The 26,521-nt window shown below is 71.3% G+C and carries 17 protein-coding genes; 10 read left to right on the top strand and 7 right to left on the bottom strand.

Annotated elements, in window-relative coordinates:
* The first annotated feature begins 25 nt into the window (after positions 1-25).
* Positions 26-1,396, top strand: coding sequence for an L-serine ammonia-lyase (locus GA0070608_RS25765; RefSeq protein ID WP_091631041.1), 1,371 nt, complete (start codon positions 26-28; stop codon positions 1,394-1,396).
* Positions 1,397-1,440: 44 nt separating this feature from the next.
* Positions 1,441-2,931, top strand: coding sequence for an FAD-dependent oxidoreductase (locus GA0070608_RS25760; RefSeq protein WP_245715947.1), 1,491 nt, complete (start codon positions 1,441-1,443; stop codon positions 2,929-2,931).
* A gap of 104 nt (positions 2,932-3,035) precedes the next feature.
* On the opposite strand, the gene GA0070608_RS34180 is transcribed toward GA0070608_RS25760, so the two are convergent.
* The 4 genes from GA0070608_RS34180 to GA0070608_RS25740 form a co-directional block, all read right to left on the bottom strand.
* Positions 3,036-4,559, bottom strand: coding sequence for a VCBS repeat domain-containing M23 family metallopeptidase (locus GA0070608_RS34180; RefSeq protein WP_091631039.1), 1,524 nt, complete (start codon positions 4,557-4,559; stop codon positions 3,036-3,038).
* 89 nt (positions 4,560-4,648) lie between these two features.
* Positions 4,649-5,644 carry an alpha/beta hydrolase gene (locus tag GA0070608_RS25750; protein WP_091631038.1) on the bottom strand — a complete coding sequence of 332 codons (996 nt, stop codon included), beginning with the start codon at positions 5,642-5,644 and terminating at the stop codon, positions 4,649-4,651.
* Between the two features lie 78 nt (positions 5,645-5,722).
* The gene (locus GA0070608_RS25745; protein ID WP_091636178.1) at positions 5,723-7,789 is read right to left on the bottom strand and encodes an N-acetylmuramoyl-L-alanine amidase; all 2,067 of its coding nucleotides are present in this window, start codon (positions 7,787-7,789) and stop codon (positions 5,723-5,725) included.
* A gap of 20 nt (positions 7,790-7,809) precedes the next feature.
* A complete protein-coding gene (locus GA0070608_RS25740; protein WP_091631037.1) occupies positions 7,810-9,261 on the bottom strand; it encodes an FG-GAP repeat domain-containing protein in 1,452 nt (483 codons plus the stop codon).
* Positions 9,262-9,526: 265 nt separating this feature from the next.
* Between GA0070608_RS25740 and GA0070608_RS33100 the strand changes: the two genes are divergently transcribed.
* The 7 genes from GA0070608_RS33100 to GA0070608_RS25705 are packed head-to-tail and all read left to right on the top strand — an operon-like array spanning position 9,527 to position 21,827.
* Entirely contained in the window at positions 9,527-12,814 is a 3,288-nt protein-coding gene (locus tag GA0070608_RS33100; protein WP_091631036.1) for a DUF2961 domain-containing protein, read from the top strand.
* Positions 12,814-14,940, top strand: a complete 2,127-nt coding sequence (locus GA0070608_RS25730; protein WP_091631035.1) for a family 43 glycosylhydrolase — start codon at positions 12,814-12,816, stop codon at positions 14,938-14,940. Before GA0070608_RS33100 ends, GA0070608_RS25730 begins: the two co-directional genes overlap by 1 nt.
* Positions 14,937-16,499: a sugar ABC transporter ATP-binding protein gene (locus tag GA0070608_RS25725; RefSeq protein WP_245715946.1), complete on the top strand. Its 1,563-nt coding sequence runs from the start codon at positions 14,937-14,939 to the stop codon at positions 16,497-16,499. Before GA0070608_RS25730 ends, GA0070608_RS25725 begins: the two co-directional genes overlap by 4 nt.
* Positions 16,496-17,584: an ABC transporter permease gene (locus GA0070608_RS25720; RefSeq protein WP_091631033.1), complete on the top strand. Its 1,089-nt coding sequence runs from the start codon at positions 16,496-16,498 to the stop codon at positions 17,582-17,584. The genes GA0070608_RS25725 and GA0070608_RS25720 overlap by 4 nt, the downstream gene beginning before the upstream one ends.
* Positions 17,585-17,610: 26 nt before the next feature.
* Complete coding sequence (locus GA0070608_RS25715) at positions 17,611-18,612, top strand: substrate-binding domain-containing protein (protein ID WP_091631032.1); 1,002 nt, start codon at positions 17,611-17,613, stop codon at positions 18,610-18,612.
* 51 nt (positions 18,613-18,663) lie between these two features.
* A complete protein-coding gene (locus GA0070608_RS25710) occupies positions 18,664-20,196 on the top strand; it encodes an FGGY-family carbohydrate kinase (RefSeq protein ID WP_176733837.1) in 1,533 nt (510 codons plus the stop codon).
* Positions 20,193-21,827 (top strand): fucose isomerase, encoded by a 1,635-nt coding sequence (locus GA0070608_RS25705; protein WP_091631031.1) that lies wholly within the window; start codon positions 20,193-20,195, stop codon positions 21,825-21,827. Before GA0070608_RS25710 ends, GA0070608_RS25705 begins: the two co-directional genes overlap by 4 nt.
* A 54-nt stretch (positions 21,828-21,881) precedes the next feature.
* On the opposite strand, the gene GA0070608_RS25700 is transcribed toward GA0070608_RS25705, so the two are convergent.
* Positions 21,882-22,934, bottom strand: coding sequence for a LacI family DNA-binding transcriptional regulator (locus GA0070608_RS25700; protein ID WP_091631030.1), 1,053 nt, complete (start codon positions 22,932-22,934; stop codon positions 21,882-21,884).
* A gap of 215 nt (positions 22,935-23,149) precedes the next feature.
* On the opposite strand from GA0070608_RS25700, the gene GA0070608_RS25695 reads away from it, so the two are divergent.
* Positions 23,150-23,455: a hypothetical protein gene (locus GA0070608_RS25695; protein WP_141719547.1), complete on the top strand. Its 306-nt coding sequence runs from the start codon at positions 23,150-23,152 to the stop codon at positions 23,453-23,455.
* A 142-nt stretch (positions 23,456-23,597) separates the two neighbouring features.
* On the opposite strand, the gene GA0070608_RS25690 is transcribed toward GA0070608_RS25695, so the two are convergent.
* The gene (locus GA0070608_RS25690; protein ID WP_091631028.1) at positions 23,598-24,860 is read right to left on the bottom strand and encodes a glycoside hydrolase domain-containing protein; all 1,263 of its coding nucleotides are present in this window, start codon (positions 24,858-24,860) and stop codon (positions 23,598-23,600) included.
* Between the two features lie 117 nt (positions 24,861-24,977).
* Positions 24,978-26,429 carry an SDR family NAD(P)-dependent oxidoreductase gene (locus GA0070608_RS25685; RefSeq protein WP_176733836.1) on the bottom strand — a complete coding sequence of 484 codons (1,452 nt, stop codon included), beginning with the start codon at positions 26,427-26,429 and terminating at the stop codon, positions 24,978-24,980.
* Between the last annotated feature and the right edge of the window lie 92 nt (positions 26,430-26,521).

The raw sequence follows: 26,521 nt of genomic DNA, 5'->3' as shown, positions 1-26,521 counted from the left end.
GGCCGACACGACAGGGAGTGCGGTCATGATCAGCGTTTTCGACCTCTTCAGCGTGGGCATCGGGCCGTCCAGTTCGCACACCGTCGGGCCGATGCGGGCCGCCCGGACGTTCGTGACGGGGCTCAAGGCCGACGGTGTGCTGGCCGGTACCGGCCGGGTCCGGGCGGAGCTCTTCGGTTCGTTGGGGGCGACCGGGTACGGGCACGGCAGCGACCGGGCGGTGCTGCTCGGGCTGGCCGGTGAGGCCCCGGAGACGGTCGACACGGACACCGTCGACGCGTGGGTGGCCGGGCTGCGTGCCGAGCGGCGGTTGGCTCTGCTGGGGGTTCAGGAGATCGACTTCGACCCGGACCGGGATCTGGTGCTGCACCGGCGCCGGTCGCTGCCGTACCACCCGAACGGGATGACCTTCGTCGCGTACGACGACAGCGGCGTCGAACTGCGCAGCCGTACCTACTACTCGGTGGGTGGCGGGTTCGTGGTCGACGAGGCGGCGGCGGGGGCCGACCGGATCACCCCGGACACCACGCGGGTCCGATACCCGTTCCGCACCGGGGGCGAGTTGCTGGACATCACCGCCGCGACCGGGCTGTCGATCAGCGAGGTGATGCTGGCCAACGAGCGGTCCTGGCGTACCGAGGCGGAGATCCGGGCCGGTCTGCTGGAGATCTGGCGGGTGATGCGGGAGTGCGTGCGGCGGGGCTGCGAGCGGGACGGGGTGCTTCCCGGTGGGCTGCGGGTGCGGCGGCGCGCGGCGGAGTTGCGGCGGAGCCTGGCGGCTGACACCGGCAGCGCCGATCCGTTGCGGGTGATGGACTGGGTGACGCTCTTCGCCCTCGCCGTGAACGAGGAGAACGCGGCCGGCGGTCGGGTCGTCACCGCGCCGACCAACGGGGCGGCCGGGATCATTCCGGCGGTGCTGCACTACTACACCCGGTTCGTGCCGTCGGCGTCCCCGGACGGGGTGGTGCGGTTCCTGCTGACGGCCGGGGCGATCGGGGTGCTGTTCAAGGAGAACGCCTCCATCTCGGGCGCGGAGGTCGGCTGCCAGGGTGAGGTGGGCTCGGCCTGCTCGATGGCTGCCGCCGGGCTCGCCGAGGCGCTCGGCGGTACGCCTGCCCAGGTGGAGAACGCGGCGGAGATCGGGATGGAGCACAACCTGGGGCTGACCTGTGACCCGGTCGGCGGGCTGGTGCAGATCCCCTGCATCGAGCGCAACGCGGTGGCCAGCATCAAGGCGGTCACGGCGGCCCGGCTCGCGATGCGGGGCGACGGGGTGCACGCGGTCTCCCTCGACAAGGTGATCAAGACGATGCGGGAGACCGGCGCCGACATGAAGGTCAAGTACAAGGAGACGGCACGCGGGGGCCTCGCGGTCAACGTGATCGAGTGCTGATCGCCTCGCGAGGGGGAGCAGGGGGGCGTGTTACGCCCGGTGCCGTGCGACGATCGACGGGCGTCGTGCCGACCGGTCCGTCCCGCTGGTCGGCCCGGGCGCCGGTCGCTGGCAGGCAGGCGAGAAGGCACCCCACCTCGTACACCTTGGAGAGCATGATGTCCTCGTCCCCGGCCCGGGTCTTCGCCGCGCTGAACGCGGTGCGGCCACCCGACCAGGCGTCCCCGGTCGTCGGCAGGGCCGTCGTGATCGGCGGCAGCGTCGCCGGGTTGCTGGCGGCCCGGGTGTTGTCCGACTACGCGCAGAGTGTCGTCATCATCGACCGGGACGATCCACAGGTGACCGGCGAGCGGCCGGGCGTGCCACAGGGGACCCAACTGCACGCGCTGCTGCCCGGCGGCCTCCTCCAGCTGGAGCACCTGTTCCCGGGATTCCGTGAACAGGCCCTGGCCCGAGGGGCGGTCGGGGCTCCACCCGCGGCCAGGCGGAACTATCTCGACGGACGCCTCAAGGTTGTCGTACCCGACGACGCCGACAGCCTGGCCGGCACCCGGCCCCTGCTGGAGGGGCTGATCCGCCAGCGGGTGCTGCGACTGCCCAACGTCAAGACGGTCACCGCCCGCGCCACGGGTCTCGTGTTCGACGGTGCCGTGACCACCGGGGTCCGCTGCGACGCCGGTGGGGCGCCCGGCGTCGAGTCCGGCGATCTCGTGGTGGACGCCATGGGGCGATCGAGCCGGCTTTCCGAGTGGTTGGCGCAGGCCGGCTGGGACCGGCCCGTCATGCGGCGGATGACCGTGAACCTCAACTACGCGACGGCCCTGTTCCAGCGCCGTGAGACGGATCCGGATGCCACGATCGTCCTGGCGCTGCACACTCCGAAAATGTCGTCGGACGTGGCCGGCGCCGCGTTCTTCGCCGTGGAGGACGGCCGGTGGATGGCCATGATGGCCGGCTACGGCGACAACCGTCCGGGGCGCACCGCGGACGACTTCGTACGCCGGCTGCGAGACCAGTTTCCGCCCGAGTTCGGCGAGGTCGCCGGAAACGAGATGCTCGGCGACGTCCGGACCTACCGCCACGCCGACAGCCGGCGGCGGGACTTCCACCGGCTGAAGCGGTTCCCCGCCGGGCTCGTCAGCGTCGGTGACGCGGTCGCCTCGTTCAACCCGGTGTACGGGCAGGGGATGACAGCGGCGGCCCTGCACGCGGCCTGCCTGTCGACGTACCTGCGGTCGGGCCCGGACCTGGGCGTGCCCGCCCGCCGGTTCTTCGCCCTGCAGAAGGTCGTGGTCGACGTCGCCTGGTCGATGTCGACCTCCGCCGACCTGGCGTTGCCGCACGTCGACGGGCCCTACCCGCGCGGCTACCGGTTGTCCAGCTGGGTCAGCGGGCAGATCGTCGCGGCGACCGTCACGCACGTGCCGACCGCGCGGCGCTTCAACGAGGTCGTCTCCATGCGCGAACACCCGAGGTCGCTGGCCACCCCCGGCGTGCTCCTGGGCGCGCTGCGCGCCAACCGCCGCGCACGCTGATCTGATCTGATCGTCGGCGCCGGGCGGCCAGCCCGGACCGTCGTCACCGCCGGGGCGGCCATGCCGTCGGGCATGGCCGCCGGACGGGAACGGCAGCGACGGTTTCAGAGGGTGGTTTCGCCGTTGAGGCCGAAGTAGTCGTGCCATTTGGTGCTGTTGGTGAAGGTGGTGCCGGTGGAGAGTCCTACGTAGATGTCGTTGGTGGTGCCTTTGGTGAAGACGATGATGTCGTCTTTGTTGTCGCCGTTGACGTCGGCGAGGTAGGGGAATTCGCCGTTCAGGCAGAAGAAGTCGTTCCATTTGACGGTGGTGCCGGTGAAGGTGGTGCCGGTGGATACTGCGGCGTAGACGTCGGCGTTGGTGTCGCAGGTGAAGGTGACGATGTCGTCTTTGCCGTCGCCGTTGATGTCGCCGACGCGGGGTTGTTCGGTGCCGACGGCGAAGAGGTCGTGCCATTTCTGGGGGGCGCCGAACGATGATCCGGTGGAGAGGGCGACGATGACGTCGGAGGCGGTGGCGGGTCCTTGGGTGAAGGTGATGATGTCGTCGCGTCCGTCGCCGTTGACGTCACCCAGGGCCGGGTATTCGCCGGTGATGGAGAAGTATTCGTGCCATTTGACGGCGGTGCCGGTGAAGGAGGTGCCGGTGGAGAGTGCGACGTAGACGTCTGCGGCGTTGTCGTGGGTGAAGGTGATGATGTCGTCTTTGCCGTCGCCGTTGACGTCGCCGACTGCGGCGATTTCGGTGCCGGGGGCGAACCAGTCGTGCCATTTGGTGGATGGGGTGAAGTTGGTGCCGGTGGAGAGTGAGACGTATACGTCTGCGAGTGTGCCGTGGGTGAAGGCGATGATGTCGTCGCGGTTGTCGCCGTTGAAGTCTCCGGTGAGGAGGGTTTCGCCGTTGAGGCCGAAGAAGTCGTTCCATTTCACCGACGTGCCGGCGAAGGAGGTGCCGGTGGATGTGGAGACGTACACGTCGTTCAACGAGCCCTGGGTGAAGGCGATGACGTCGTCGCGGCCGTCGCCGGTGAAGTCCGTCGGCGACCCCGCCAGATACCGGCCACCCGTGGGCGGCGTCGGACCGCAGTTGTCGCTGACCAGGTACTTCTGGTGGTACTGGCCGGGATACGGTGCCAGCGACATCCCGTTGATCACGATCGTCTGTCCGACGCCGTTGTAGAGCTGTTCGTAGTGGATGTGCGCCCCGGACGAGTTGCCGGTGCTGCCCGTGATGCCGATCTGCTGGCCCTGCTGCACGTACGCCCCGTCGGGCACCGAGTAGGAACTGAGGTGGAAGTAGTAGGTGGTCCAGCCGCCGCCGTGGTCGATGACGATGTAGTTGCCGGCGCCACTGGGCTGCGAGTGGCGCCGGGCGACGCCGGCTGCGGAGGCGACCTGCGGCGTACCCCCGGTGGATCCTCCGTCGGCCCGCACGAAGTCCAGGGCCTGCCGGACCTCGGCGCTGTGGTGGCCGTAGGTCCACCGCTGCCCGCACGGAAACGGGGCCTTGAAGTTCGGCGCGGCGAGCGCGGGGGACGATGTCGCCACCGCGCCGGTCAGGACGCCCACCGTCAGGGTGAGCAGGGCGACCAGGACGCGACGCACCCTGGTCCTTGAATGCCGTGACATGGGCTGACTCCGGTCAGGGAAGAGTCGAATGGGTGGGTCGCGCGCCGTCGCACGCTGGCGGCGTGCGACGGCGCGTCGTCAGCCGGCGGTCAGCCGGCGCGGCGCAGGCGTCCGAGCATCCCGTTGAGATCCTGGACGAAGATGTCGTGCCGGAAGAAGTGACCGCCAGGGAGCTCACGCCACTCGTGGGGGATGCCGGCCCGCCCGAGGGCCGCCCGGAACTCGCGCTGGCCAGCCAGCACCTCCGTCTCGTTGGCGATGTCCAACCAGTTCCACGGATCAGGCGAGGTGCCGGCAGCCAGGAAGATCCGCTTGTGGCGGTAACTCTCGAGGCGCTGCATCGGGTTATCGGCGGTGACCCGCGCCTCGTCCCACAGCGGTGCGCCGTAGACGGTGCCCCCGCCGAGTTCCACGGCAGCCGAGGAGACGTTGGCCCAGTGCACGACGGCACCAAAGTTGCGACGCAGGCTGGCCGGGCCGGAGTGGGAACTCACCGAGCAGAAGTGCCCGTAGTACTTCGCGGTGTACTTCAGGGCACCGAACCCGCCCATCGAGAAGCCGGCGACGGCCCGGCCGTTGTATTCGGCGAAGGTGCGGAAGTTCGCATCGATCCACGGCAGGAGTTGGGCCATGTGGAAGGTTTCCCAGTTGCGGGGGCCGGTGTTGCTGCTCACCGGGTTGCAGTACCAACCGGTCGCGGCGTCCGGCATGACGATGATGATTTCCCTGCCGGCGGTCAGGTTGATGATGTTGTCGTGCATGTGGAACTGCCGGAAGTCGCCGGCCCCACCGTGCAGCAGGTACAGCACCGGGTAACGCTTACCGCTGGTGTGGTAGCCGTCGGGCAGCAGGACGTTGACCGCCGGGTCCCACTGGATGGCGTCGGTGGCGAACCGGTAGTACTGGAGTCGGCCGCCGTTCTCGTTGCGGTCCACGATGCGCAGGCCGTGGCCGTCGCGGGCGGCGGACGCGGGCAGCGGCGCGGCGAGCGCCCCGGCGAACGTGCCGGCGGCGGCGACTCCCGCGGCCCCGGTCAGAAGACGTCGACGGCTGACGGGCCGGCGGACGGCAGGGGTGTTGTCCATGGATCCTCCATCGGGTGAGACCGCGCCAGAATGGACGAAAGCTGCGGCGCGGAGCTTGTCTGTCTATGTGGGACGGTTTCAGAGGGTGGTTTCGCCGTTGAGGCCGAAGTAGTCGTGCCATTTGGTGCTGTTGGTGAAGGTGGTGCCGGTGGAGAGTCCTACGTAGATGTCGTTGGTGGTGCCTTTGGTGAAGACGATGATGTCGTCCTTGTTGTCGCCGTTGACGTCGGCGAGGTAGGGGAATTCGCCGCTCAGGCAGAAGAAGTCGTTCCATTTGACGGTGGTGCCGGTGAAGGTGGTGCCGGTGGACACTGCGGCGTAGACGTCGGCGTTGGTGTCGCAGGTGAAGGTGACGATGTCGTCTTTGCCGTCGCCGTTGATGTCGCCGACGCGGGGTTGTTCGGTGCCGACGGCGAAGAGGTCGTGCCATTTCTGGGGGGCGCCGAAGGACGATCCGGTGGAGAGGGCGACGATGACGTCGGAGGCGGTGGCGGGTCCTTGGGTGAAGGTGATGATGTCGTCGCGTCCGTCGCCGTTGACGTCACCCAGGGCCGGGTATTCGCCGGTGATGGAGAAGTATTCGTGCCATTTGACGGCGGTGCCGGTGAAGGAGGTGCCGGTGGAGAGTGCGACGTAGACGTCTGCGGCGTTGTCGTGGGTGAAGGTGATGATGTCGTCTTTGCCGTCCCCGTTGACGTCGCCGACTGCGGCGATTTCGGTGCCGGGGGCGAACCAGTCGTGCCATTTGGTGGATGGGGTGAAGTTGGTGCCGGTGGAGAGTGAGACGTATACGTCTGCGAGTGTGCCGTGGGTGAAGGCGATGATGTCGTCGCGGTTGTCGCCGTTGAAGTCTCCGGTGAGGAGGGTTTCGCCGTTGAGGCCGAAGAAGTCGTTCCATTTCACCGACGTGCCGGCGAAGGAGGCGCCGGTGGAGGTGGAGACGTAGACGTCGTTCAACGAGCCCTGGGTGAAGGCGATGACGTCGTCGCGGCCGTCGCCGGTGAAGTCCGTCGGTGACCCCGCCAGATACCGGCCACCGGACCCACCGCCGGCGTTGACCAACGAGATGTAGTAGTTCCAGTTCCAGTGGGGACCGGGATCGGTGTGGTCGTTGCCCGGCATCTCGTGGTGGCCCTTGATCGCGGTGCGGTTCTTCGGCAGGCCGTACTTGTCGCAGAGGTAGCGGGTCAGCGCGGCCGACGAGCGGTACATGGCATCGGTGAACCAACCCGGGTTGTCGACGAAGCCCTCGTGTTCGATACCGACCGAGTACGGGTTCGCCGACCGCGCGTGGTAGGCGGTGTCACCCTCGCGCACCATCTGGGTGACCTCGCCGTTGCTCGACTTCACGACGTAGTGCGCGCTCACTCCCGCCGACGGGTTCTGGAACCAGCTCACCGTGCCGGCGTACGAGCCCTGGGTCACGTGCACCACCACGGTGGTGATCCGCGAGGAACGGCCCGCCGCGTAGTTGCCGCCGTACGCCGCGACCCACCGGGCCGGCGCGTACTCCGGCACTGCCGCCGCGAGGGCGCCCGGCGCCGCCGCGCCAGCGGGGCTGACCCCGGCGTACCGGCCGAGTTCCGGCTGTACCCGCTGCGGTGCGACCCGTACGGACGTCGCGGTGATGCCGGCCCACAGGAGGTCGTAGACGTGGTCGGCGTACAGGCGGGCCGTCGCGTCGTCGACGGCGTGCGCGTACCGCGCGACCACCGGGTACCAGGCGGAGATCCGGTCCCGGTCGGCTGCCGTGAGCCGCTCGGCGTCGGCGATGTCCCGGAGGAGGGCCGCGCCGCCCCTGATGTTGACCGAGGTCACCGACTTCAGGGCGGCCACCGGTTGCCCGGTCAACTCGGCCGCCCGTTCCAGGCTGCGCTGCCGGGGGTTGCTGACCAGGTGCATGACGCCGTAGCCGTTGGCCTGACTGGGGCGGCCCTCGTGCCCGTCGAGCCGGGTCTCGCCGTAGCCGACGGCGACCAGCACGTCCTTCGGTACGTCGAACTCGCCGGCCGCGCGGGTGAAGGCCGTGTCGAGCGGGCTGGTGGACCCGGCCGTCGCGGCGGTGGCCGGTGCGACGGGGCTCAGCAGCGCTACCGCGAGGACGGCGGCGGCGCCCCCGCGCCAAGAGAGTCTGGTGGATCGCATGGTGGTCTCCCGTTCCCGGGTCACAGGGTGGTTTCGCCGTTGCGACCGAAGTAGTCGTGCCACTTGACGCCGGCGCCGAAGGCGGTGCCGGTGGAGAGTCCGACGTAGACGTCGTTGGTGGCGCCCTTGGTGAAGACGACGATGTCGTCTTTGCCGTCGCCGTTGACGTCGGCGAGGTAGGGGAACTCCCCGCCCAGGCAGAAGAAGTCGTTCCACTTGACGGTGGTGCCGGCGAACGAGGTGCCGGTGGACACTGCGGCGTAGACGTCGGCGTTGGTGTCGCAGGTGAAGGTGACGATGTCGTCTTTGCCGTCGCCGTTGATGTCGCCGACGCGGGGTTGTTCGGTGCCGACGGCGAAGAGGTCGTGCCACTTCTGGGGGGCGCCGAACGACGATCCGGTGGAGAGGGCCACGATGACGTCCGCCGCCGTGGCGGGCCCTTGGGTGAAGGTGATGATGTCGTCGCGGCCGTCGCCGTTGACGTCACCCAGGGCCGGGTACTCGCCGGTGATCGAGAAGTACTCGTGCCACTTCACCGCCGTCCCGGCGAACGACGACCCGGTGGACAGCGCCACGTACACGTCGCCCGCCGCGTTGTGGGTGAAGGCGACGATGTCGTCGCGGCCGTCACCGTTAACGTCACCGACCGCGCCGATCTCCGCGCCGGGGGCGAACCAGTCGTGCCACTTCTGGCCGGGGCCGAAGCCGGCGCCGTTCGACAGCGCCACGTACACGTCGCCGGTGTTGCTGTGCGCGAAGGTGACGATGTCGTCCCTGCCGTCGCCGTTGACGTCACCGGTCGAGGCTGTCTCGCCGCCGATCGAGAAGAAGTCGTTCCACTTCACCGAGGTCCCGGTGAAGCCCGCGCCGGTGGAGGTGCTGACGTAGACGTCGGCGAGGGCGTTCTGGGTGAAGGTGATGATGTCGTCGCGTCCGTCGCCGCTGACGTCGGTGGCGGACCCGCCGGCGATGGCGTGGGTACGCGCCGCCTCGTCGAGCAGGGTCCGGGCCTTGGCCGCCACCTGGTCGTAGCGGTCGGGGAAGCCGGAGCGCTGCACGCACTGGGCGATCTGCCCGGCGGTGTGGCGGGGGTTGTTCCGGTCGCAGACGATCGCCCGGGTGATGTACTGCGTGCTGGCGTACACCGGGTCCATGATCTGCTCCGGCGTGCCCCAGCCGTAGTCCCACCGCTGCTGGAACACCCCGAGCGAGGACTTGTCGCCGCACGGCAGGTTGTTCATGTGCGACTCGACCCAGCCCGCCTCGAACGCGGACAGCATGACCTTGTCGTTGACGTCGTGGGCACGGGCGACCCGGTAGACGATCACGCTGATCGCCGGATCGTGGTTCGCGGGGATGGAGGTGCAGGCCAGCGTGCCGATCGGAGCGTCGGCCTGCGCCGGCGCGGTCGCCACGACCGCTGCCAGGGCGGTGCAGAGGCCGACCAGCAGGGCGAGGGGAGTACGTCTCACGATGCTCCTCTGAGGGGTCAGCGGGGGCGGCGAGCGTTCCGCCACGGAGGTGGTCCGGTGCCGGTGCGGGCACTTCCTCGCGAGAGTGGGAAATCGATTGCCGAGGAGTATCGCCAGGAGCCTCACGGCTGTCAATGCGTCCTGGAATCTTCCTTCGGCAACTGAGTGGCGGCGGTAAAGTATTGACATACTGCGATGTCCCCAGTTAACTGCCGAGCAATCGATTTCCCGCGCGGTCACCGACGGTCATCCTGGAGGGACATCCATGAAGCCCCACGTACGCCGCTGGCTGGCTCTCGCCGCGGCGCTGGCGACCATGATCCCCCCGACGGCAGCGCACGCCACCCCGTCCGCCCCGACCTCGGGCGGCGCCGCGCCGCTCCCCGCGCCGCTCGCCGTCGTCGACGACAAGGGCCCGGTCGGCTGGGACGTGTACCGCCGGCTCGACCGGCTGCCCGAGCTGGCGGCCGGCAGCCGCACCCGGCAGTTCTCCAGCTTCGCCCGGGACGGCTCCAACGACGACGGCTTCGTCGGCACCTACTCGTGCCTGCGCCAGTCCGGCGGCTGTGTCATCGCCGAGGACCGCGGACCCGGCGAGGTGCAGTCGATCTGGTTCACCCGCGACGACGGCGATGTCAGCGCCACCGGCTGGATCCGGATCGAGCTCGACGGCGTCACGGTGGTCGACACCGGCCTTCAGCAACTCGTCGACGGTGGACTCGGCCACCCGTTCGTGTGGCCGCTGGTCACCAACGCCGACCAGACGTCCGGCGGGGTCACCGTCAAGGTACCGATGCCCTACCGCGACTCCATGCGGATCACCACCCAGTTCAACCCGCTCTTCCACCACGTCACCTACCGGAAGTTCGCCGACGCCGTCGGGGTGCCCACGTTCGACCCCGCCGACCCCGCTACCGACGTGCTGGACAGGCTGCGTGCCGCCGGCGTGCGCGACCCGAAGCCCGCCCAGCCCGGCGCGACCACCCGGACCGCCCGGGTCGACGTCCCGGCGGGTGGACGCTCCACGCTCGCCACGCTCACCGGCCCCGCCGCCGTCACGGCGCTGCGGCTGCGACTGCCCGACGCCGCGGCCACCGCGCCGACGCTGTCCGGCCTGCGACTGCGGATCTCCTTCGACGGGCGGAGCACGGTCGACAGCCCGATCGGCGAGTTCTTCGGCGCAGGCCTGGGCGAACGGTCCGTACGCTCGCTGATGTTCGCCATGGACGCCGCGCCGGGCGGCTGGTACAGCGCCTGGTGGCCGATGCCGTTCCGGTCCACCGCCACGATCTCGGTCGCCAACACCACCGGCGCCGCCGTCAACGGCGTGCAGGCGGAGGTGACCACCGCGCCGGGTGCCGCCTGGACCGACGCGCTCGCCCCCGACGGCGCCGCCGGCTACTTCACCACCCAGTCCCGCCGGGCGGAGACAGTGGGTGGCAGCGACTGGATCGTGGCCGACCAGTCCGGGCGCGGTCGGTTCGTCGGCGTGTCACAGACCGCCCGGGGCCACATCACCGGCGGCAACACCCGCAACTACCTGGAGGGCGACGAGCGTATCCACGTCGACGGCTCGCCCACGCCGCAGATCTACGGCACCGGCACCGAGGACTTCTACGAGTCCGGGTGGTACTTCAACCGCGGCGAGTACAGCGGCGTCTTCACCGGCAACACCGCCCACCTGTTCCGCTCCGGTGGCTGCGTCGACGAGTGCGACGCCGTCTACCGGCTGATGATCGGCGACGCGGTGCCCTACGCCACGGCGCTGCGCTTCGGCATCGAGCACGGCCCCGCCAACGACATGCCGGCCGACTACGCCTCGACCGCCTTCCTCTACACCCAGCCGACCGTCGCCCTGCGCCGCACCGACACGCTGGTCACCGGCGACGCGGCCAGCCGCGCCGGGCACGCCTACACCGACTCCGCCACCCAGCACCCGCTGACCAGCGCGTACGAGGGCGACGACGACAACGCCACCGTCACCGGCCAGGTGCGCGCCAGCGGCGGCGCGGTCAGCTTCCGGCTCGCCGTCGACCCGGCCAACCAGGGCGTACGGCTGCGCCGGCACGGCGACCAGGCCGGCGCACACCAGCAGGCCGCCGTGTCGGTCGACGGCCGGCCGGCCGGCGTGTGGCTGCAACCGCTGGGCAACGACCGGCAGCGCTGGTTGGCCGACGAGTTCGTCCTCCCGGCCGCGCTGACCGCCGGCCGGTCGACGGTCACGGTCACCCTGACCCCGGTGGCCGGCGCCCCGGCGTGGACGGCGGCCCGCTACGAGGCCGACAGCATGGTCGCCCCGTTCCTCGACGCCACCGCGCCGGGCGCGGTCACCGGTCTCAGCCTGGCCGGCGGGCGGGTGCACGCCATCGGCCTGTCCTGGTCGGCGTCGCCGGACGACGTGGGAGTCGCCGGCTACCGGGTCTACGCCTCGCGGAACCCCGGCGTCGCGATCACCCCGGCCAACCTGGTCGGCACGACCCGTACGACCGCCTTCCGGCACGGCCCGCTGCCGGCCGGACAGACCCGCCACTACCGGGTCGTCGCCCTCGACGGCGCCGGCAACGGCTCCGCGCCCTCGGCCGAGGTGTCGGCGACCACCCGCACCCGCAACACCAGCGACGCCGACGGCGACCGTCGCGACGACGCCGTCGCGTTCACCCGGGGCACCACCGCCGACGTGACGACCTCCCTGTCGGACGGCACCAGGTTCGTGCCGGACGCCCGGAAGTGGAACGACTTCTTCGCCGTCGGCGAGGAGATCCCGCTCACCGGCGACGTGGACGGTGACGGCCGGGCCGACATCATCACCTTCACCCGGGGCGACAGCGCCGACGTCTACGTGGGGCTGTCCACCGGCTCGACCTACGCCCCCGGCGTGAAGTGGCACGACTTCTTCGCCACCGGCACGGAGATCCCCGCGGTCGGCGACGTCGACGGCGACGGGCGTACGGACATCATCACCTTCACCCGGGGCGGAGCCGGCGACGTGTACGTGGCGCTGTCGACCGGCAGCGGCTTCGGTCCCGGCGTCAAATGGCACGACCACTTCGCGCTCGGCGACGAGTCACCGGCGGTGGGCGACGTCAACGGCGACGGGCGCGACGACATCGTGACGTTCACCCGGGGCACCACCGGCGACGTGTTCGTCTCCCTCTCCGACGGGACCCGGTTCGTCGAGGACGGCTGGAAGTGGCACGAATCGGTCGCGCTCGGCAACCAGCTACCGGCGCTCGGGGACGTCAACGGCGACGGGCGCGACGACATCGTGACGTTCACCCGGGGCACCACCGGCGACGTGTTCGTGGCGCTCTCCGACGGCACCCGCTTCGCCCCGCAGCCCGGCAGGTGGCATGACTGGTTCGCGGTGGGCGACGAACTGCCCGGCGTGGGCGACTTCAACGGCGACGGAAGGGCGGACCTGGTGACGTACACCCGAGGTACCAGGGCAGACGTGTACGTGGCGCTGTCGACCGGCGGCGGCTTCGGAGCCGGTGTCAGGTGGCACGACCAGTTCGCGCCCGGCACCGACCTGCCCCGCCCGAGCGTGTCGTGATGCGCGCCCCCCGGATGCTCGCGGCGCTCCTGCTCGGCGCCGCCCTGGTGGCCGTACCGGCCGGACCGGCCGCCGCCGAGGATGTCGTACGGGCCGAGGCGGAGTCGCTGACGGTGACCTCGTCCACCGCCCCGGTCGAGGCCCAGTCCAACTGCTGCGGGGTCAGCTGGTCGGCCGGCCGGCAACTCTGGCTGCGTGCCGCCCGGGCGGGCGACTCGGTCACCGTGTCGCTGCCGCCGGTCCCGGCCGGGCAGTACGACATCGGCGGCGTGCTCACCCGCGCCGCCGACTACGGCACCCTGCGCTTCGCCGTCGACGGCGTGGCCGTCGGTCAACTCTTCGACGGCTATGCCCCCACGGTGCGGCGCGTCGAGGCGGTGCCGCTGGGCTCCGCCTCGCTCACCGCCGGCACCCACCGGCTGACGGTGACGGTGACCGGCCGGTCCGCGTCCTCGACCGGCTTCTTCGCCGGCCTGGACACGCTCACCCTGCGCCGCGTCGGCCCGCTGGCGGCGGTCACCACCACGGCGTACGAGACGGTGGGCGAGACGCCGGCGCGGGGGCCGCTGACCCGGGTCTACGACCCGAGCGTGGGGGAGCCGGTGTCCTGGTACTACAACGACCACACGATCGTGCGCGACCAGCGGACCGGGCTGTGGCACACCTTCGCCATCGCCCACGCGGAGCCGGGCGCGCCGCAGGACGAGAAGAGCTTCGGCCACGCGACGGCGCCCACGCCCACCGGGCCGTGGACGAAGCGGCCACCGGCGTTGACGGCCGACCCGGCGGCGGGCGAACAGTGGATCTGGGCGCCGCACGTCGTGTACGACCGCGGCGTCTACCACATGTTCTACGCGGCGGGGAGTCCCGACTACGCGAACTACCGGATGCACCTGGCCACCTCGACCGACCTGTTCACCTGGACCCGCAGCCCGGCCAACCCGCTGTTCACCGACGGCTGGGAGGGCCGCGACCCGATGGTGACCCGGGTCGGTGACCGGTGGGTCATGTACTACACGGCGACCTCCCATCCGCAGGGCGGCAACCACGTGGTCGCCTACCGCACCAGCACCGACCTGCACACCTGGAGCGGGCGGGGCGTCGCGTACGTGTCGCCGCAGACCGGGCGGGCGGCCGGGCAGACGGAGTCGCCGTTCGTGGTGCGCCGGGGGGACTGGTGGTACCTCTTCGTCTGCTGCGACGGCACCGACTACGGCGCGGCGTACCGGCGCACGGCGGTCTACCGCAGCCGGGACCCGCTGCGCTTCGAGGGGGCGGAGAAGGTGACCGTGCTCGACGCGCACGCCGCGGAGGTCGTGGTGGACGGCGACAACTGGTACCTGAGCCACGCCGGCTGGGGGCAGGGCGGGTTGTGGCTCGCCCCGCTGACCTGGTCCACCGGGGTCGTCGCCCGGGGCTACCAGGTGAGCACCGGCTTCCTGCGCGCCGACGTGCGTACCTGGCCGCACACCCGGATCGCGTCCCTGGCGGTCGACCCCGCCGGCGTGGGGGCGTACCGGCCCGCGTTGGACTCGTCGCACCGGGGCACCGGCCCCTACCTGGCGGTCGGCCGCTTCGACGTCACCGACCGGGCGGGCCCGCCGGCCCGGGTGGACGTCTCCGCCGACGGCTCCCGGATCAACCTGGTCGGCATCCGGATGGGCGACGAGCCGGTCACCGCCGACTGGCTGCTCACGGTGGCGCCCCGGTGGGCCGGGCCGGCGCTGCAGAGCGACGTCACCTGGTCGGTGACCGGCCCGACGACGGCACCGGTGTGGGAGGTGGCGTTCAACGTCGACGGTGCCCTGCCGGCGGTCGGTGATCCCGCCGTGGCGGCCCGGCCGACCGGGGACGTGACGGGGATGCCGACGTGGTCGATGACCTCCGGCGCCGGCCTGTCGCTGGTGGCCGCGCACCGGTGGGCATCGGCCTGGCGCGGCGACAACACCTGGTACGACGCCGGCCACTCGATGTCGGCCTGGCAGCCGCTCTGGCGCAACGGCGGCCTCGCGTGGCCCGCCGGGCAGTACCCCGGCGGGACGTGGCGGTTCGCCGCCAGCGGGGTGGGGCGGGACACCGGGTTCGCCGACACCGTCTACGCGGCCATCAACGCCGTGCCGTCGTGAGCGACCGAGCGGTTGTCGCGATGTCCGGCATCGCCAAGCGCTTCGGCGGCGTGCACGCCCTGCGCGGCGTGGACCTCACCCTGCGGGCCGGCGAGGTGCACGCCCTGCTGGGGGAGAACGGGGCCGGGAAGTCGACCCTGATCAACATCCTGTCCGGCGTCGTGACCGACCACGACGGGCAGATCTCGGTCGGCGGCGAGCCGGTGCGGTTCGCCGGCCCGGCCGCCGCCCAGGCCGCCGGCATCGCCACGATCCACCAGGAACTCGACCTGGTGCCGGCGCTGTCCGTGGCCGAGAACCTCGTGCTCGGCCGGGAACCGCGCACCCGGCTACGGACGCTCGACCGACGGGCGATGGCCCGCGCCGCCCGCGACTGGCTGGGCCCGCTCGGCGCGGACATCGACCCGCGCCGGCCGGTCGGTTCGCTGCGCGTCGGCGAGCAGCAGCTCGTCGAGATCGCCAAGGCGCTCTCCCTCGACGCCCGCGTCCTCATCATGGACGAACCGACCGCCGCGCTCGCCGACGCCGAGGTGCGGCGGCTGATGGCCACCATCCGCGCGCTGCGCGACCGCGGCGTGGCCATCGTCTACATCTCCCATCGGCTGGAGGAGATCGAACACATCGCCGACCGGGCCACCGTCCTGCGCAACGGCGAGGTGGCCGGCACGCTGCGCCCGGACCGCGCCGACCGGCAGCGGATCATCACGCTGATGGTCGGTCGCCCGGCGGAGGCGCTGTTCAACGCGGGATCCGCCGGCGCCGGAGTGCCCGCCCCGGCCGGGCCGCCGGTGCTGGAGGTGGGCGACCTCGCCGTACGACCCCGGGTCAGGCGTCCCGGGCGCTGCGAACCCGCCGGCGTCAGCCTGACCGTCCACGCCGGGGAGATCGTCGGCCTGGCCGGCCTGATGGGGGCGGGCCGCACCGAGCTGCTGGAGACCCTGTACGGCGCTGGTCCACCCGGTCGACGCACCGGCCTGCTCCGGCTGGCCGGCCACCCGTACGCCCCACGTGGCCCCCGCCGCGCGCTGCGCGCCGGCGTCGGCTTCGTCCCCGAGGACCGCCGCCGCTCCGCCCTGGTCCTCGAGCACCCCGTCGGCCGGAGCATCGTGCTGGCCGCCCTGCGCCGGCTCAGCACCGCCGGAGTCGTCCGAAGCGGACGCGAGCGGGACGCGGTACGCCAGCAGGTCGCCGCCCTGGCGATCAGGACGCCGTCGAGCACCGCGCCGGTCGGCGCCCTCTCCGGCGGCAACCAGCAGAAGGTCGTCTTCGCCCGGCACCTGCTCACCCGCCCCCGCCTGCTGCTGCTCGACGAGCCGACCCGTGGGGTCGACGTCGGCGCCAAGGCGGAGATCTACCGGCTGCTGCGCCGGCTCGCCGACGACGGGATGGGCATCCTGCTCGCCTCGTCGGAGCTGCCCGAGCTGACCGGCGTCTGCGACCGGATCGTGGTCCTGCGGCGTGGACGCGCCGTCGCGGAACTCCCCGCCGACGGGTGCACCGGCGAGGACATCCTGACCGCGGCGATGGGCGGCGCGTCCGCCGGAGGGGACGACCGATGACTCACCTGCGCGCGCCGGGGGAGGAATCCGGCACGCCGGTCGCCCCGGCCGGGGCCGGCACGGCGGGTGTCGCCGGGCACCGGCGGTGGCGCCGACCGGGCGGCCGGGGCGAACTCGTCGAGCGGCTCTTCGCCGTGCAGAGCCTCTTCGCGCTGCTGCTGGTCTTCGTACTGGCCATCGCCGTGTCGCCCCGCCGCGACGGCGAGATCCTGTTCCTGTCCACGGAGAACCTCGGCAACATCGTCCGCGCGGTCTCCGAGATCGGCATCATCGCGGTCGGCATGACGTTCGTCGTCCTGCTCGGTGGCATCGACCTCTCCGTCGGCGCCATCCTCGGCCTGTCCGCCGTCGGTACCGCGACGCTGATGGTCGACTCCGGGCTCGGCATCCTGCCCGCGGTCACCGTCGTACTGCTGATCGGCGCGCTCTTCGGCGCGCTTCAGGGCTACGCGACGGCCCGGCTCGGCATCCAGTCCTTCATCGTCACCCTCGCGGGGCTCCAGGTCGCGCGCGGCCTCGCCCGGATCTGGTCGGATGGACTCGGCATCCCGATCGCCTACGGCGACGGTCCCCAGCAGGCGCCCCCGGCGTTCGAGATCCTCAACGGCAGCATCAACGGGGTGGTGCCCGTACCGGCGGTGCTGTTCATCGGCATCGGCGTGGCCGCGATCGTCGTGTTGCGCAAGACCGCGTTCGCCCGCCACGTCTACGCCATCGGTGGGAACGAGAAGGCCGCCCGGCTCTCCGGCGTGCCCGTGCTGCGGGTCAAGGTCGCGGTCTTCGCCATCGCGGGCCTGCTCGCCGCGGTGGCCGGCATCATCCACGCGGGCCAGCTCAACCAGGGCAGCCCCAACGACGGCGCCGGCTATGAACTGGACGCCATCGCTGCGGTGGTCATCGGCGGCACCAGCCTGGCCGGGGGCACCGGCTCGATGGGCGGCACGCTCGCCGGGGCGCTGCTGCTCGGCATCCTCAACAACATCCTCGCGCTCAACAACATCGACGCCAACGTGCAGCTGCTGATCAAGGGACTGGTGATCGTGGCCGCCGCGGGGCTGCAGAAGCTACGCCGCAGCATCGTCTGAACCACCACCGAACAAGGAGCGTCATCATGCGCACCCGTACCGTCCTTCTCGCGCTGCTGTGCACCGGCGCGCTCGTCACCTCCACCGCGTGCAGCGTGGAGAAGCCGTCCGACGGCGCCGACGCCGCCGCCGGGAACTGCGGCACCGGCAGGGACTTCCTGATCGGCATGTCGCAGGCCAACAACGCCGAGCCCTACCGGCAGGTCATGAACAACGACGTGCAGACGGCGGCGAAGTCCGTCCCCGGCTTCAGCGTGGTGGTCTCCGACGCCGCCCAGGACAACAGCAAGCAGGTCGCCGACGTGGAGAACTTCCTCACCCAGAAGATCGACCTGCTGATCATCTCTCCGAACGAGGCCAAGCCGCTGACCGCGGTGGTGCGCAAGGCGTACGAGCGGGGCACCCCGGTCATCGTGCTGGACCGCAAGGTGGAGGGCGAGGCGTACACGGCCTTCGTCGGCGGGGACAACGTCGCGATCGGCCGGGCCGCCGGCGAGTTCTACGCCAGCACGCTGCTGCCCGACGGCGGCAAGGTCATCGAGATCACCGGGCTGCCCGGCTCCACGCCGGCGGCCGAACGCGCCCAGGGCTTCCGGGACGGCATCGCGGCCAACCCCAAGATCGACGTCGTCGCCTCCCAGCCCGGGGACTGGCTGCGGGAGAAGGGGCAGTCGGTGGCCGACGCCCTGCTCAAGGCACACCCGGACGCCGCCGCCGTCTACGCCCACAACGACCCGATGGCCGAGGGCGCGTACCTGGCCGCGAAGGCGGCCGGGCTGCACACGAAGGTGAAGTTCACCGGCATCGACGCGCTGCCGGTGCCGTCGGGCGGCATCAAGGCCGTCGAGCAGGGCCGGCTCGCGGCGACCTTCCAGTACGCCACAGGCGGCCGGGAGGCCGTCGACCTGGCCCGCAGGATCCTGGTCGACTGCGCCAAGGACGTCCCGCGCAGCACCACGCTCGACACGATGCGGATCACCAGGGAGAACGCCACCGAGACGTACGCCAGGCTCGGCGGCGTCGCCTGAGCACCGACCCGGCAAGGCCCGACGGCCGAGCCCGACCTGGGGAGATCTGACATGACGGTGACGGCGGTGCTCGGGGTCGACATCGGCACGTCCAGCAGCAAGGGCGTCCTCGTCGACCTGTCCGGGCGCGTGCTGCGCTCCAGCGTCCGGGAGCACCGGGTGGACCGGCCGCGACCCGGCTGGGTGGAGATGGACGGCCGGATCTGGTGGGACGAGTTCGTCGCCCTGACCCGGGACCTGCTCGCCCCCGGTGACGCCCACGTCGTGGCGGTCGGGGTCAGCGGGATGGGGCCGTGCGTGCTGCTCACCGACGGCGGCGGCACGCCCCTGCGACCGGCCATCCTGTACGGCGTGGACACCCGCTCCACGCCGCAGATCGCCCGGCTCACCGAGCGCCTCGGCGCGGAGGAGATCCTGCGACGGTGCGGCTCGACGCTGTCGACCCAGGCTGCGGGGGCGAAGGTCGCCTGGGTCGCCGACGCTGAGCCGGAGCTGTTCGGCCGGGCCCGGCGGCTGTTCATGCCGAGCTCCTGGCTGGTCTTCCAGCTGACCGGCCGATACCTGCTCGACCAGCACTCGGCCAGCCAGTGCACCCCGCTGTACGACAGCGCGGCCCAGGGCTGGTACCGCCCGTGGGCCGAGGAGATCGCCCCGGAGCTGGACCTGCCCGAACTGCGGTGGCCCGGCGACGTGGCCGGGCAGGTCACCGCCGAGGCCGCCGCGACGACCGGGCTGTCGCCGGGCACCCCGGTCGTCACCGGCACGATCGACGCCTGGTCGGAGGCGGTCAGCGTGGGCGCCCAGGGCGTCGGCGACCTGATGCTCATGTACGGCACGACCATGTTCCTGGTGCACACGGTGCCGCACCGGCTGACCAGCCCGTCGCTGTGGGGCACCGTCGGCGCGCTGCCGGGCACCCGCAACCTGGCCGGCGGCATGGCGACCTCCGGGGCGATCACCGGATGGCTGCGGGAGTTGTTCGACGCCGCCGACTACCCCGAACTCCTCCGGCTGGCCGCGCGGTCCGGGCCGGGCGCGCGGGGCCTGCTCATGCTGCCGTTCTTCGCCGGCGAGCGGACGCCCCTGCTCGATCCGGACGCCCGTGGCGTCATCGCCGGCCTGACGCTCTCCCACGACCGGGGCGACATCTACCGGGCCGCGCTGGAGGCGACCGGGCTGGGGGTGCGTCACAACATCGAGACGATCGAGGCGGCCGGCGGCGACATCCGACGCGTCGTGGCGGTGGGCGGCGGCACCCGGGGCGACCTCTGGACGCAGATCGTCTCGGACATCACCGGCCGGGAGCAGCACATCCCGTCGGTCACCATCGGTGCCAGCTACGGCGCCGCGTTCCTCGCCGCCGGCGCGGTCGAGCGGGTCGACATCCACCGGTGGAACCCGATCCGGGAGATCCGTACGCCACGACCGGCGCTCGCCGCCGACTACGACGAGCTGTACCGGCTGTACCGGGAGCTGTACGTCGGCTCGAAATCCGTCGCCCACGCGCTGGCCGCCCGACAGGCACGTCTCGCGACCACGCCCCAGCCAGGCACCGACGACCCAGTGGAGGAAGTCAACCCGTGAGCAACTACACCATGCCGGTGCTGGTCGATCCGCCGGCCGCCGCCCCCCGGACGGTCTACACGGTCGCCAGCGGCGACCTGCGGCTGAGCGCGAACGTCACCGGTTGGCCGACCCAGCAACGCCTGGAGGCGGATTTCGCCGACGCGGTCACCGCCCTGGGCTGGCACACCTGCCGGGCCCATCCGGTGGACGCCGTCACCGGTCACGGCTTCATCGACAGTCAGCGCGCCGGCATCGAGATCTTCCAGCGGATCCCCCTCGACGCCCCGCTCGTCGTCGTGGAGGCGGTGTGGCAGTACAGCCACCACGTGCTCGCCGGGCTGCGCGCCCATCGTGGGCCGATCCTGCTGGTGGCGAACTGGAGCGGGGAGTTCCCCGGCCTGGTGGGTCTGCTGAACCTCGCCGGCAGCCTCACCAAGGCGGGCGTGCGGTACTCGGCGCTGTGGAGCGAGGACTTCACCGACGAGTGGGCCCGCGACGGACTGAAGGCCTGGCTGGAGACCGGCGAGGTGGTCCACGACGAGAGCCACGTGCGGGACCTGCCGCCGTTGCCGGTCGACCCGGAGGTCGCGCTCGGCGTGGCGCTGGCTCGGGAGTTGCGGCGCCGACCGGCCGTCATCGGCGTCTTCGACGAGGGCTGCATGGGCATGTACAACGCGATCATCGACGACGAGCTGCTCAACCCGCTCGGTGTGTTCAAGGAGCGGCTGTCGCAGAGCGCGCTGGTCGCGGAGATGTCGCGGGTGTCCGACGAGGAGGCGTACGCGGTGCGGGCCTGGCTCGACGACGCCGGCATGACCTTCCACACCGGCACCGACGAGGCGACCGAACTGACCGACGCGCAACTGCTCAGCCAGTTCAAGATGTACGTCGCCGCGTTGCGCATCGCCGACGACTTCGGCCTGGACGCGGTCGGCATCCAGTACCAGCAGGGGCTCAAGGACACGGTGCCGGCGAGTGACCTGGCCGAGGGGCTGCTGAACAACGTGTCCCGGCCGCCGGTCACCAGCCGGGACGCCTCCCGCGAGCTCTATCCGGGACTGGCCCTGCCGCACTTCAACGAGGTCGACGAGGGCGTCGCGGTGGACTCGCTGGTCACCAACCGGATCTGGACCGCGATGGGGATGGACCCGGCCACCACCCTGCACGACATCCGCTGGGGGGAGCAGTACGGGCCGGACTTCGTCTGGGTGTTCGAGATCTCCGGCTCGGTCCCCGCGTCGCACAACGGCGGCTACGACCGGTCGTACAGCATGCGGCAGCCGCCGATGTACTTCCCGTTGGGCGGGGGAACCCTGAGCGGTGTCTCCCGGCCGGGCGAGATCGTCTGGTCGCGGATCTTCATCATGGACGGGGTGCTGCACGTCGACCTGGGCCGGGGCACCGTGGTGGAGTTGCCGGCCGCCGAGACGCAGCGTCGGCTCCAGGCCACCACCCCGCAGTGGCCGATCATGCACGCGGTGCTGCACGGCGTGGGCCGCGACCAGTTGATGGCCCGGCACCGGGCCAATCACCTCAACGTGGTCTATGCCACCGACGCCGGTGCCGCCGACCGTGCCCTGCGGGTCAAGGCCGCGATGCTCGACGCCCTCGGGGTGCGGGTGCACCTGTGCGGTGACGTCGCGCTGTGATGCCGGGGCAGGTGTCCCCGCTCGGGCGCTGGACGGAGGCCGATCGCGGCCGGCTCACCGGGCCCGGGCGGGCCCGACCCGGCCGTCCGCGAGCTGCCCGTTCGGCTGGGGGAGGGAGCGGACCGAACTCTCACGCACCCGCAGGGTCGTCCGCAGGGTCACGGTCGAGGAGGCCTTCGCGGGGTTGGCGATCCGCTCGGTGAGCAGCGTCGCCGCAGCCCGCCCCAGGTCGTACGTGGGCTGCGCGACGGTGCTCAACGAGGGCCGGACCAGATGGGCCCAGGGGATGTCGTCGAACCCGACCACGCCGCACCGGGTGGGAACGACGACGCCGGTGTCGACGAGGCACTCCACCGCGCCCACCGTCATCAGGTTGTTGGCGACGAAGACCGCGTCCGGTGGCTCGGCGGCGTTCAGCAGGGACGCCATGGCCCGGTAGCCGCCGTCCTCCCGGAAGTCGGCGTACCGGATCAGGTCTTCCGGCACGGTCCGGCCGGAGGCGCGCAGGGCCTGCTGGTAGCCGCGTAGCCGCTGCACTGCGGTGGAGATCCGACGTGGTCCGGTGATGCAGGCGATCCGGCGGTAGCCGCTGTCGACGAGGTGGGCGGTGGCCGTCTCGGCCCCGTGGACGTTGTCCACGAGCACGGTGTCGACGGCCACGCCGTGGGGCTGCCGGTCGATGGCCACGACCGGCATCCCGGCCTCGGTGAGCCGGTTGATCAGGGTCGGTCGCCCCGACGGGGAGATGATCACGCCGGCCATCCGCTCGGTCAGGGCGGCGGTCACGTAACGGGTCTCCTTGTCGGGATCCTCGTCGCCGTTGCAGAGGACCACCGAGAAGCCCGCCTCCTGCGCCACGTCCTCGATGCCGCGCACCAGCGAGGTGAAGAACGGGTTGCCGATGTCGGAGATGATCACCGCCCAGAGACTGGTGCGCTGCCGGCGCAGGCTGCGGGCCACCGCGTTGGGCCGGTAGTCCAGGTCGAGCATCGCCTGGCGTACCCGCGCCGCCAGGTCCGGATCCACCGACGAGTGCCCGTTGAGCACCCTGGACACTGTCGCCGCCGAGACTCCGGCCATCCGAGCCACGTCATAGATGGTCGTCATGCGGCCGTCCCCTGTCGGTGTCTTGCGCCCAGTCCCGCGTCGGATCCCCGAAAGCGGCCGTAGGAGCGCCACCGTCCGTCGCGGCCCACCATCCGAGAGTGGTTAGCCTGAGATCCTATATGGCAGGGAATCGATTTCTCAGGCACCATGGCCCCGCGCCTCGATGGAGTCACGCGAGCCGCTGACGGCGTCCGTCTGCTCGTGCCCGGGGTGCCATGAGTGGTGGAGAAGGGGAGTGGGACGTGGTGTCGGACGGCGCGAGCGACCTGTCGCGGGACACCGCCCGGACCTTCGGGCTCGCGAGCCGGATCCTGCTGGCCTACTTCGACGATGACATGGCCCAGGTCGCGGCTCTGGTCAACCCTCGGCCGCAGGAGGCGGTCGAGGCGCTGATCATCCTGGCGCAGTCGGCGATGGTGCAGGCCACCGGCGGGCCGGCCGAGGCGATGGCCAAGCTGCGCGAGTTCGCCGTGCGGGCCGAGATCCAGCTGGGCGAGAACTACCCGGACTGCCACCTCTAGCACCCTCATCCACGGTGGCGGAGTGCGAACGGCGGCCCCTGCGGAGGTCGGCGCCGGCATCGGACGCCGCAGCGGGGCGCCGCCAGCGGTGACTCGTACGCACCGGCGACGCCCCGTTCCCACCTGTCGGGCGGGCGTCAGGTCACATCCGGGTGATCCGTACCGCGTCGGCGACCACGTAGCCGCTGCCGGCGGTCCAGCGGCTCACCCCGACCTTGTTGCCGTCGCCGGCAGCGAGGGTGAACACGCCGATCGACGTCCATCGTCCGCCGTTGACGCGCTGGTTGACCGTCACCGACTGGTTGCCCGAGGTGGTGGCGACGAGGTACGGCGTCCGGTCGTTGTATCCGGCGTCGGCGGGATACCAGACCGAGACCTCGTAGCTTCCGGTCGCCGGGACGTTCGCCCGGTACCAGGCGACGTCACTGGCCGTCGTCGGGTTCGCGAACCGGTAGTCCGTGCCGTACCGCTGGGCGGAGTACGCCGACGTGCTCCACGCCGCGCCCGCGGTGAACCCGCCGGCCGTGGTGTTGTCGATGGTGGTGCTCCACTGCTGCGGCGGCTGCTGGGACGTGCTCACGTCCAGGTAGTTGCGGTCGATCTTCATCGTCACGCCGCCCCAGGTCTCCGTCACGTCCCCGGCGTACTGGTGCAGCCGCTGGTGGTTCGCGTAGTACGCGTCGGAGCAGTAGGAGCCGGCGTCGGTGTCGGCCACGCCGTTCCACCAGGCGATCCAGATCTGGTCCAGCCTGATGTAGCTCGGGTTGTTGTACTCGAGGCAGACGTCCCTGATGCCGGATGATCCGCTGGAGTACATTCCGGCCAGGTAGCCCCGGGTGTGCAGCTGCTCGACCCAGCCGGACAGGAACGACAGCACCGCGGCGCGGCACGCCGTGGTCGTCGGGTACTGCTCGATGTCGTTGTAGATGGTGCTGCCGGCCCCGATGCCCAGCGCCGTCGCGGCGTTGGCGGCGCTGGTGGCCGCGGTCCGGCCCTGCGACCGCGCGGTGCCGGGGTCGGCGGACATCTTCGGCGCGCGGGTGCCGCAGGGCGCCTGGTAGCCGAGCTCGATGGGGATCAGCCGCCAGCCGTTGGCGGTCTGGTTGGTGACCCAGGTCGGGGTCAGGTTGGGCTGCGCGCACGTGCGGCTGGCCCCGCTGATGTAGATGCCCACCGCGCGGTACGGCGAGCTGGTACGCCAGGCGTTCATCGCCGACTGCGACGGGGCGGTGCAGGTGTCGAAGCCCTTACCGACGAAGGTGCCGGGCTGCGGCCCGACGGCAGCCGCCGCCGAGACCGGTGGCTGCGCGGTCATCGCCTGTTCTGCCACGGCCGCCGATCCGAGCGTGATGGTGAGCCCCGCCGCGGTGGCGAGGCTCAACAGCCATGTGGTGGTTCTTCTCATCCCGGTCTCCCTCGAAGGATTCTTTACACGAGGTTGATTTCAGTGAAGAACTTTTACATGGCGCATCGAAGATTGGCAATAGCCTCGGATCGGGGTGACGGAGGGTGGACGCGCTGCTCACCAGGCGCAGGGCGCGTAGTCCTTCAAGAAGCAGCCGTAGAGGTCTTCGCCCTGCTCACCACGGACGATCGGGTCGTACACCCGGGCCGCGCCGTCGACCAGGTCCAGCGGGGCGTGGAAGCCCTCATCCGCGAGCCGCATCTTCGTCGGGTGGGGCCGCTCGTCGGTGATCCAGCCGGTGTCGACGCTGGTCATCAGGATGCCGTCGGTCAGCATCTCCTGGGCGCTGGTGCGGGTCAGCATGTTCAGCGCGGCCTTGGCCATGTTGGTGTGTGGGTGCCCCGGCCCCTTGTAGCCGCGGCCGAACTGGCCCTCCATCGCCGACACGTTCACCACGTACCTGCGCCGGGCGCTCGCCGCGGCCATCGCCGGTCGCAGCCGGCTGACCAGCACGAACGGCGCCGTCACGTTGCACAGTTGCACTTCGAGCAACTCCACCGGGTCCACCTCGTGCACCCGCTGCACCCAACTGTTGACCGGGTCGAGGTCCGGCACCAGGCCGCCGGCGTCGATGGCGGTGGCCGCCGCGATCCGTTCCGGTGAGGCGGAGCCGCTGGTCAGCGCCAGCGCGGTGAGCGCGTGCGGGGTGAGCGCGGGCGCGGCGGTCAGGCTGCCCGCCGGGTCGTCCCGGCCGGCCGGCTTGGCGAACGTGACGATCTCCGGCAGCGGTCCCTCCGGCAGGGCCGCCGCCTCGGCGGCGATGAGCTGCGCGTACGCCCCGGGGGTGCGGCGGACGGTCTGCGCCGCGTTGTTGATCAGGATGTCGAGTGGCCCCTGCTCGCTGACCGAGTCGGCGAGGGCGATCACCTGAGCGGGGTCGCGCAGGTCGATCCCGACGACCCGCAGGCGGTGCAGCCAGTCCCCGCTGTCCGGCATCGCGGCGAACCGGCGGACCGCGTCGTGCGGGAACCGGGTGGTCACCGTGGTGTGCGCGCCGTCGCGCAGCAGTCGCAGCGCGATGTACATGCCGATCTTCGCCCGGCCCCCGGTGAGCAGCGCCCGCCGGCCGGTCAGGTCGGTACGGGCGTCGCGGCGCTCCCGGTTCAGTGCCGCGCAGGGCGGGCAGAGCTGGTGGTAGAAGGCGTCCACCTCGCGGTAGCGCTGCTTGCAGACGTAGCAGCCGCGCGGGTTGTGCAGGAAGCCGGCCGTGGTGCCCTCGGTGGGGGAGGCGAGCGGGATCCCCTGGGTCTCGTCGTCGATCCGGCCCGGGGCGCCGGTGGCGGTGGCCGACGTCACCGCGTGGTCGGCCGCCGCGAGGGCGTCCCGCCGTTCCTCGCGCCGACGCTGCTTGATCACCTTGTAGAGCCGCGCGGTGGCCCGCTGCATCCGCACCACGTCGGGGTGGTCGGGAGGCAGGTCCTCCAACGCCTCGAAAACGCTGAGACAGATCTCCAGCTGGCTCGAGTCGATGCCGTCGTGGTCTGTTTCGGTAGTCTTGTCCGCTGCCATGCCGTCGCTGTCTCGTCCCGTTCCCCGCGCCGGATCTCCCCGGCCCATGCCAAGTCCGACCCGGAACTGTACGCACCGCACCGGCGTCGGCG

The organism is Micromonospora peucetia, from assembly GCF_900091625.1.
Classification (GTDB): domain Bacteria; phylum Actinomycetota; class Actinomycetes; order Mycobacteriales; family Micromonosporaceae; genus Micromonospora; species Micromonospora peucetia.
The sequence above is the reverse complement of the archived record's forward strand: the minus strand, read 5'-3'. Positions and strand labels throughout refer to the sequence as shown.